7 protein-coding genes and 1 pseudogene are annotated in these 7,995 nt (G+C 71.1%); 5 read left to right on the top strand and 3 right to left on the bottom strand.

The annotated features are described in order from the left end of the window. Positions 1-145: 145 nt before the first annotated feature. Entirely contained in the window at positions 146-772 is a 627-nt protein-coding gene (locus ACFW9D_RS16035; RefSeq protein ID WP_188340962.1) for a carbonic anhydrase, read from the bottom strand. A gap of 149 nt (positions 773-921) precedes the next feature. Further along, positions 922-1,758, bottom strand: a complete 837-nt coding sequence (locus ACFW9D_RS16030; protein ID WP_384622388.1) for a helix-turn-helix domain-containing protein — start codon at positions 1,756-1,758, stop codon at positions 922-924. A gap of 117 nt (positions 1,759-1,875) precedes the next feature. On the opposite strand from ACFW9D_RS16030, the gene ACFW9D_RS16025 reads away from it, so the two are divergent. Next, positions 1,876-2,952: an aldo/keto reductase gene (locus ACFW9D_RS16025; protein ID WP_384622385.1), complete on the top strand. Its 1,077-nt coding sequence runs from the start codon at positions 1,876-1,878 to the stop codon at positions 2,950-2,952. A 28-nt stretch (positions 2,953-2,980) separates the two neighbouring features. Here the strand turns inward: ACFW9D_RS16025 and ACFW9D_RS16020 are convergent, their stop codons facing one another. Continuing rightward, positions 2,981-3,961: a zinc-binding alcohol dehydrogenase family protein gene (locus tag ACFW9D_RS16020; RefSeq protein WP_384622383.1), complete on the bottom strand. Its 981-nt coding sequence runs from the start codon at positions 3,959-3,961 to the stop codon at positions 2,981-2,983. Between the two features lie 299 nt (positions 3,962-4,260). Between ACFW9D_RS16020 and ACFW9D_RS16015 the strand changes: the two genes are divergently transcribed. The 4 genes and pseudogenes from ACFW9D_RS16015 (at position 4,261) to ACFW9D_RS16000 (ending at position 7,816) form a co-directional block, all read left to right on the top strand. Then, positions 4,261-4,677: a PRC-barrel domain containing protein gene (locus ACFW9D_RS16015; protein WP_384622381.1), complete on the top strand. Its 417-nt coding sequence runs from the start codon at positions 4,261-4,263 to the stop codon at positions 4,675-4,677. A 60-nt stretch (positions 4,678-4,737) separates the two neighbouring features. Continuing rightward, positions 4,738-4,965: pseudogene (locus tag ACFW9D_RS16010) on the top strand (VOC family protein); the annotation flags it as partial. A gap of 185 nt (positions 4,966-5,150) precedes the next feature. Beyond that, a complete protein-coding gene (locus ACFW9D_RS16005) occupies positions 5,151-6,494 on the top strand; it encodes a uracil-xanthine permease family protein (protein WP_384622379.1) in 1,344 nt (447 codons plus the stop codon). Then, complete coding sequence (locus ACFW9D_RS16000; RefSeq protein ID WP_384622376.1) at positions 6,491-7,816, top strand: amidohydrolase family protein; 1,326 nt, start codon at positions 6,491-6,493, stop codon at positions 7,814-7,816. The genes ACFW9D_RS16005 and ACFW9D_RS16000 overlap by 4 nt, the downstream gene beginning before the upstream one ends. Positions 7,817-7,995 lie beyond the last annotated feature (179 nt).

The following is a 7,995-nucleotide window of genomic DNA, read 5'->3' as shown; positions in this document are numbered from 1 at the left end:
GGGGGGGGGGGGGGGGGGGGGGCCCCGGCCGGGGGTGGCCCCCGGGGTTGCGCCGGGCGCGCGCGCCCGCCGCTCCGGCCCCCCCCCCCGCGGCAGGAGTGCGGTCAGTGCCCCGGGCCGGAATCCGGCCGAAGGCGCTGGACAGTCAGGACGTGCCGAGGCCGCGGGTTGCCACGAGTTGTGCGCTGCCGTCGGCCAGCCGGTAGGAGAGCCCCACCACGCCGAGACGGCCCGCGTCCACCGCCTCGGCCAGGGCGCGAGAGCGTTCCAGCAGCAGATCCACCGTGTGCTCGATGTGCTCGGCCAGGATCTCGTCGGGCTTCTCGCGCCCGGCGGCACGGGCGGCGAGCACGCTCGGGGTCACCCGTTCGACCACGTCACGGACGAAGCCGCCCGGCGTCTTACCGGTCTCCAGTGCGGAACAGGCGGCGCCGACGGCGCCGCACGAGTCGTGGCCGAGCACGACGACCAGCGGGGCACTGAGCACGCTCACACCGAACTCGATGGAACCGAGAACCTCGGTGCCGGCGACATGGCCCGCGGTGCGGACCACGAACAGGTCCCCCAGCCCCCGGTCGAAGATGATCTCGGCGGCCAGCCGGGAGTCGGAGCACCCGAACAGCACCGCGAACGGCTGCTGGGACGGCGCGATCTCCGTGCGCCGGGCCGCGTCCTGGTTCGGGTGCTCGGACGTGCCGGCGACAAAGCGCTGATTACCGGCCATGAGCAGCTCAAAGGCGTCGCGGGGCGTCAGGTTCTGGGTATCGGTCATGACGGCAGCCTACGAGGCACCGGCCTCCGGCACCCCTCCGCACTCCCTCCAGACCCACACGCCCACGGCCGTCGGGCCGAGTGCGAGCGTGCCGACACCGGCCACGAACGACCCGTCCGACGGCTTCCTCCGTCGCCTTCGCCGACCGGTCAGCGCGTGCACAACCGGCCCAAGGCCGTCCGGCTCGCATCGTCCGCGGCGCGGAATATCGCCAACCGCTGGTCGGAATCCTCCAGAGGCACGAGGACCTCGAACCGCACGGAGATCACACCGATCTCAGGGTGCCTCATCGTCTTGGTGCCGCGACCGTTGACCTTGATGTCCTGTTCGGCCCACAGACGGGCGAAGTCCTCGTCGTGCGTGGCGAATTCGGCTATGCGATCGGACAGCGCCCGGTCCTCGGGATGTGCGGCCCACGCCGCGCGCAGGTGGGCGATTCCCTCTCTCACGACCCGCTCCCGGTCGACGTAGCGGTCCCGCACCCGCGGGTGCAGGAGACACAGCCACATCGCGTTGCGCTGCGACGGGGGCAGGGTGCCGAAGTCCACCAGCAGCCTCGACATTTCCCCGTTCCAGGCGAGGATGTCGTAGCGGTGGTTCATCAGCATGGCGGGCAGCGGCGACAGCTCGGTCACCAGCTGGGCCAGCGGCGGGGAGGCCGTGGCCGCCGGTTCCTCTGCGCGGGGCGGACGCCGCCGGGCCAGATCATGGACGTAGGCACGCTCGTCGGAGGTCAGGCGCAGCGCGCGCGACAGGGCGTCCAGGATGTTCGCCGAGGGGCGCAGCCCCGAGCGCCCCTGCTCCAGCCGCACGACGTAATCGACGCTGATGCCGGCCAGCTCCGCGACCTCTTCGCGTCGCAGCCCCGGTGTCCGCCGCGCGCGCCCACGCGCGGGGAGCTGAACGTCGCGCGGGTCCAGCCGCTCGCGCCGGCTTCGCAGAAACGCGGCCAACTCCTGTGTCTTGTCGACGGTTCGGGGCGTCATGCTTCGTGCAACAGGCAGCGTGGGACTGCTGTTCCCAGGAACTTCCTTCCCTTCTCCCCGGTTCACCGCGGTCACAGGCTGTTCGCGACATCAGGTCATCAACCATGGGAGAACACGATGTCGCTCACTCTCGACAGCTATCGGCTTCTGGGCCGCTCCGGACTGCGGGTGTCACCCTTGGCGCTGGGCACGGCCACGTTCGGGACGGAGTGGGGCTGGGGCGCCGGACCGGACGAGGCGCGTCAGCTGCTGGACCTCTACGTCGAGCGCGGCGGCAACTTCCTCGACACCGCCGGCACCTACACGGACGGAACCGCGGAGCGGCTGCTGGGTGAATTCACCCGCACCCACCGCGAAAGCCTGGTGCTCGCAACGAAGTACGCCACGCTGCGCCGTCCCGGTGATCCGAACTCCGGAGGACCCCACCGCAAGAACCTGTTCGCTTCGGTGGAGGCCAGCCTGCGGCGGCTGAACACGGACTACATCGATCTGCTCTACCTGCACGTGTGGGACTTCACGACGCCGGTCGAGGAGATCTTGCGCGGCCTGGACGATCTGGTGCGGCAGGGCAAGGTCCTGTACGTGGCCATGTCCAACGTCCCCGCCTGGCAGGTGTCGCGCATGCAGGCGATCGCCGACCTGCGGGGCTGGTCGCCCCTGGTCGCGCTGCAGATCGAGTACAGCCTCATCGAACGCACCGGTGAACGCGACCTGATTCCCATGGCGCGCGAGCTCGGGCTGGGGGTCGTGCCGTACTCGCCGCTGGGCGGCGGGGTCCTCACGGGAAAGTACGGACGCGACGACCTGGCCGGCCCCTCCCCCGATCCCCGTGCGGGCGGCGACGGTCCGCCTCGCAGGACCGTCAACCTCGCCCTGGGAAATCTCACCGAGCGCAGCCTCGGCATCGCCGACGCCGTGAAGGACGTCGCGGCGGAGACGGGACACACGCCCGGCCAGGTCGCTCTGGCCTGGACCCTGCAGCGCCCCGGTGTCACGTCTCCGGTCATCGGAGCCCGCACGCTCGCCCAACTCAAGGACAACCTGGGCTCCTTGGGGGTCGAGTTCACGGCCGCGCATTCGGCGTACCTCGACAAGGCGAGCGCGACGACGCTGGGCTTCCCCCACGACACGCTGGCCGGTGAACACATCCGTACGGTGACTCACGGCGACCTGGCGATCGAGACGCGCCGCTGACACAGCGGATCTCTGACTGTGCAGGGGATCAGAGGCCGGTATCGCCGGTATCCCCCATGTCGAGCACGATCCTTCCCACAGCGCTGCCCGCACGCAGCCGCTCCACGGCTTCGCCGAGCGCGTCCATTCGGTACCGCTCGTACGGCAGGGTCAGGGCGCCCGAGGACAGGTCCGGCAGCAGGCGCAGCACTTCGGGAGCCACTTCCTGACCGCGGGAGATCATGTTGACGGGGAGGAGGGCGACGTCGGCGAGGAAGAAGTCAGCGAGGTCCAGGGCGAGTTCGCGGCCGGCCGTGTAGCCGAGGAGCGCGGCCCTGCCTCGTGGGCGGACGAGGGTGAGGGCGTCGCGCAGGATCCGGCCGCCGACCGTGTCGATCAGCGCGTCGACCTTGCCCCCGATCGCCTCCTCGGTGAGTTCGGAAACGAGCAGCGCCTTGGCGACGCCGGGTACGTGCCGCAGCTTCGCCTGACGCCCTACCGCTCCGATCACCTCCGCACCGGCCCGCGCCGCGAGCTGCACGGCCATGGCGCCGACCGCGCCGGACGCGCCGGTCACCAGCACCCGCTCCCCCGGCCGCACCTTGGCGATCGCGTGCACCGCCGCCCAGGCGGTACCGACCGGCGAGAAGTAGATGCAGGCCAGAGCGGGGTCGGTGCCCTCGGGCATGGTTTCCACGGCGGCGTCCGGGACAAGCGCGTGCTCGGTCCAGGCGCCGTCGCGGCTCAGACCCAGTCCTTCGCCGCGCAGTCGGACGAGCGCCCCCTCGGGGTGTGTGTCCGAAGCGACGACGTAGCCGCTGCCCTGGGTGCCGGGGACGAACGGCAGCTGGGGAAGGATTCCGAACTGCCCGTCGAGGATGTTCAGGTCGAGATGGGCGACGGTGGCCGCGACCACCCGGACCAGGGTGTGACCGGGCGTCGGCGCGGGCACGGTCCGCTCCGCGAGCCTCGGCAGGGTGCCGAACTCCTCGAGGGCCAGGACGCGAGAAGTGAACGAGGCAGTGCTCACGTGCGGTGTTCTCCCTTTCCCCTTGGGGCGTGGCGTTTGCCGGCGTCGACGGTGACGCCCCTTCCCCCGTTGACACCCTAGCCCGCTGCTTGTGTCGTACATACATCACGGCCGACACACGTCGACGACGCCCCTCGCGCCGCCTGTGGCCCCTCGGACTCCAGCCGCCCGGTCCCGCATCCAGAGGACGAGCAGGTTTATCCCCGCGCGGCAGGGAACTCGGGCCGCGAGTGCAAAATCGGGCGCACCGCACGAAACGCAGCAATCGTCCGCGTACCACGATCTGCGGAGGATGACTCATGAGCGAGAACATCTGGAACTACCCGTCCGCCGCCGGCTACACCCCGGACACCGATCTGACCGGCTACAAGGTCGAGGCGACGGACGGCAGCATCGGCAAGGTCGACAAGCACTCCCAGGAGGTCGGAGGCCAGTACATCGTCGTGGACACGGGCATGTGGATCTTCGGCAAGGAGGTCATGCTGCCCGCCGGCACGATCACGCACATCGACCCCGACGCGAAGACGATCAGCGTCGGGCGCAGCAAGGAGCAGATCAAGGCTGCTCCCGAGTTCGACAAGAACAAGCACCTCGGCAACACCGAGTACCACGAGGAGCTGGGCACCCACTACAGCAGCGGTGCGGGCAGCGGCATCACGACACCCACCCCTCCCGGCACTCCCGGCAGCCTCGGCGAGACTTCCCACCGGGCGTAGGACGGCGCCCCCAGCCGCGCACGAGCCTTCCCACCTGCGGGACCCCTGCTGTCGTGCGTCGTCGTAACTCCGGTACAGGAGGGGTTCGCCTCCTGGGAGGAGTACGACCGTTCACTGCCGTCGCAGGAGCGGATGGTCTGCTTCGAGCGACTGTCCACGCTGGAGGCCGAATGTGCGCGGCTGGTCGCGCTCGGCGGAACACATGTGCGCACGATGTATGCCGATGAAGAGAACGAGTCCTGCATCGTGATGCAGGACCTCGAGGGCAACGAGTTCTGCCTCGCCTGACCCTCCTCCGGTCTGCGCCGCGCCGTTCGGGTACGCCGCAGTTTCCTGACCGCAACGCCACCGAAACACCTCCTTCCTAGCGCCACCCCCACACCGGTCATGGCTGCAACGGCCGGTGGGTGTACGGGTGCGGGGCCGGCCCGGGCGCTAACCAGCCGTCTTCCGCCGAGCTGCGAGGAGGAACGATGGCTGTTGTCGAGCATGCCGTCGCGCCCGCACACCAGGGACCGCACCCCGTGGACGAACGGCCGCCGTGGAGGCGGCTCGTACCGCTGAGCCTGCAGCATCTGCTCGTCGCGTACGCGGGCATGGCCACCATGCCGCTGCTGGTGGGCACCGCGCTGCATCTGCCCGAGGACCGGATACGTCTGCTCATCAGTGCGAACCTGCTGGTCAGCGGGGTCGCCACCGTGTTGCAGTCGCTGGGGTCGAAGTGGTTCGGGGCGCGGTTGCCGATCGTGATGGGCTCCACGTTCACCGCGATCACCCCCGCGATCCTGATCGGGCAGGAGCGCGGGCTCGCCGCCGTGTTCGGCGCGACCCTCGTGTCCGGACTGGTGACGCTGGCCGTCGCTCCGTGGTTCGGGCGCTGTCTGCATCTGTTCCCGCCGCTGGTCACCGGGACGGTCATCGCTGTCATCGGGTTCTCGCTGGTGCCTTCGGCGGCCGGTCTCGTCGCCGGCCAGGAGGCAGGCGGCAGCGGTGGCCGCGGGCTCGCGCTCGCCGCCGGGACGGTGCTGCTCGTGGTGGTCGTGGAGCGCCTCGCGCCGCCCGTGCTCGCCCGGTTCTCGGTGCTCCTCGCCATGGCCGTGGGCACCGCGGCCGCGCTGCCGTTGGGACTGTTCGACGGGTCGGGGGTCGCGGACGCGCGCGTCGTCACGGCGCCTGATCCGACTGCTTTCGGAGCACCCACGTTCGTGGTTCCCGCCATCGCGGCGATGCTCGTCGTGCAGCTCGTGAACATGGTGGAGTCAGTCGGCGACACCCTGGCGGTCGGTCAGATCGCCGGCCGCGGCGACGACGCGCCCACCGTCGTACGGGCACTGCGCGCGGACGGGGCCGCCACCGTGCTGTCGGGGGCGCTCGCCTCCTTCCCCATCGTGACGTTCGGGCAGTCGGTGGGCCTGGTGAGCGTGACGCGCGTGAAGAGCCGCCATGTGGTGGCACTGTCCGGTGTGCTGATGGTGGTGCTCGCGTTCGTGCCCGTGCTCGGAGCCGCCGTCGCCGCAGTGCCGGGGCCGGTCCTCGGCGGGGTCTCGCTCGTCATGTTCGGGACCGTGGGCGCCGTCGGGCTGCGCATCCTCGCGCGAGCCGATCTGACCGAGCCGCGGAATCTGCTGACCGTCGCCCTCGCCTTCGCGCTCGGCATGATCCCTCTTGGCGCCCCGGACTTCTACGCGCCTCTCCCCTCGTACCTGCGCACCGTCCTGGACAGCGGCATCGCCGTCACCGGGATCGTGGCGTTCCTGCTCAATCTGCTCTTCCACCGCACGGGCGCGGCCCGTCGCCGGAAGGAGTCCGCCCGATGACAGTGCGGACGATCACGGACGTCACCGTCCGCAGCTCGGGCCGCTGGCTGCCCGGGACGGACGTACACATCGCCGACGGGCGGGTCACGGCCCTCACGCCGCACGGTGAACTGCCCGTTGATGGTGAGGTGTTGGACGGAAGCGGCGGACACCTGACGCCAGGCCTCGTCAACACCCACACGCACCTCTTTCAGGCGGGACTGCGCGGCATCGGCGAGGGGCTCGGGCTGCTCGCATGGCTGAGTGCGGTCGGCGAGGAGGCGGCGCTGCTCACGCCCGAGCGGGCCTACGCCGCCGCTGCCGCCGCCGCGGCCGAGGCACTGCGCAGCGGCACCACCACGCTGGTCGAGCACATGTGGCCGCACCCGTCACCCGAGGTGCACGACGCGGTCCTGTGTGCCCTCCGGGACAGCGGCGTACGAGCCGTGCTGTGCCGGGGCGTCGCCGACCGGGCGGACCCGAGCCGCAAGTGGGGTTTCGATCCGCGGCTGATGCAACCGCTGAAGGAGGCCCTCGCACACACCGACGAGCTGATCGCGCAGGTGCGCGGCAGCCGGGTGGACGTCGGTGTGGCCGTGCCCAATCCGCGGTGCCTGACGCCGGAGGGCATGGGCGCGGTGCGCGCGTACGCCGAGGAGCGCGGGCTGCCCGTATCGCTGCACCTGCTGGAGACGACGACGGACGACACGATGTGCCGTGACCGTACGGGAGTCGGCGCCGTCGAGTATCTGGAGCGGGCCGGGTTCCTGTGGGAGCGCCTGCTCGCAGTGCACTGTGTGGAGCTCGACGCCGCGGGGCGGGCCACCCTCGCCCGGCACGGCGTCGGTGTCTCGTACAACCCGCTGAGCAACATGCGGCTCGGCAGCGGGATCGCGCCGGTGCCCGAGATGCTCGAGGCCGGCCTGAGCGTCGGCCTCGGGGTCGACGGGGCCGCCAGCAACGACACGCAGGACATCCTGGAGGCACTGCGCATCGGCGCGTATCTGCAGCGGGCCGCACACCGCACGGCGGATCTGTTCGGGTTCCCCGAGATGTTCGCCATGGCTGCGGGCGGTGCGAACCGGGTGCTCGGGATCGAGGAGAACCCGGACGGCGGGGTGCGGGTGGGGATGCGGGCGGACCTCGTCCTGCACCGCTTCGACCGGGACTACGCCTGCCTTCCGGTCCGCGATCCGGGAGCCACGCTGTTGACGTGTGCGGGCAGCAGGACGGTGGCGGCCGTACTGGTCGGCGGCGAGATGCTGGTACGCGACGGGGAGCATGTCCGGCTGCCGTCCCGGGAGTTGGCGGCCGGCCTCGCCTTGAGCTTTACGGCTGCGTAACAGCACTGCCTCCTCCGGTAACACACACCGTGCAGACTGGCCCCATCGCGTGGGGGGCCCCCCCCCGGGGCCCCCCCCCCCCCCGGGGGCCCGGCCCCCCCCGGGGCCGCCCCGGGGGGGGCCGCGCCCCCCATGGGTGGCCCCCCGGGGGTCGCCGGGGGGGGGGCGGCCACACGAGG

Source organism: Streptomyces sp. NPDC059524, from assembly GCF_042749255.1.
GTDB lineage: Bacteria > Actinomycetota > Actinomycetes > Streptomycetales > Streptomycetaceae > Streptomyces > Streptomyces xanthii.
Note: the sequence above shows the minus strand (reverse complement) of the source record. Positions and strands in the feature narration are given on the sequence as shown.

Excerpts from the sequence above, each read along its gene's own strand:
- ACFW9D_RS16035 (WP_188340962.1), bottom strand. The coding sequence starts at position 772 with ATGACCGATACCCAGAACCTGACGCCCCGCGACGCCTTTGAGCTGCTC.
- ACFW9D_RS16030 (WP_384622388.1), bottom strand. The coding sequence starts at position 1,758 with ATGACGCCCCGAACCGTCGACAAGACACAGGAGTTGGCCGCGTTTCTG.
- ACFW9D_RS16025 (WP_384622385.1), top strand. The coding sequence starts at position 1,876 with ATGTCGCTCACTCTCGACAGCTATCGGCTTCTGGGCCGCTCCGGACTG.
- ACFW9D_RS16015 (WP_384622381.1), top strand. The coding sequence starts at position 4,261 with ATGAGCGAGAACATCTGGAACTACCCGTCCGCCGCCGGCTACACCCCG.
- ACFW9D_RS16005 (WP_384622379.1), top strand. The coding sequence starts at position 5,151 with ATGGCTGTTGTCGAGCATGCCGTCGCGCCCGCACACCAGGGACCGCAC.
- ACFW9D_RS16000 (WP_384622376.1), top strand. The coding sequence starts at position 6,491 with ATGACAGTGCGGACGATCACGGACGTCACCGTCCGCAGCTCGGGCCGC.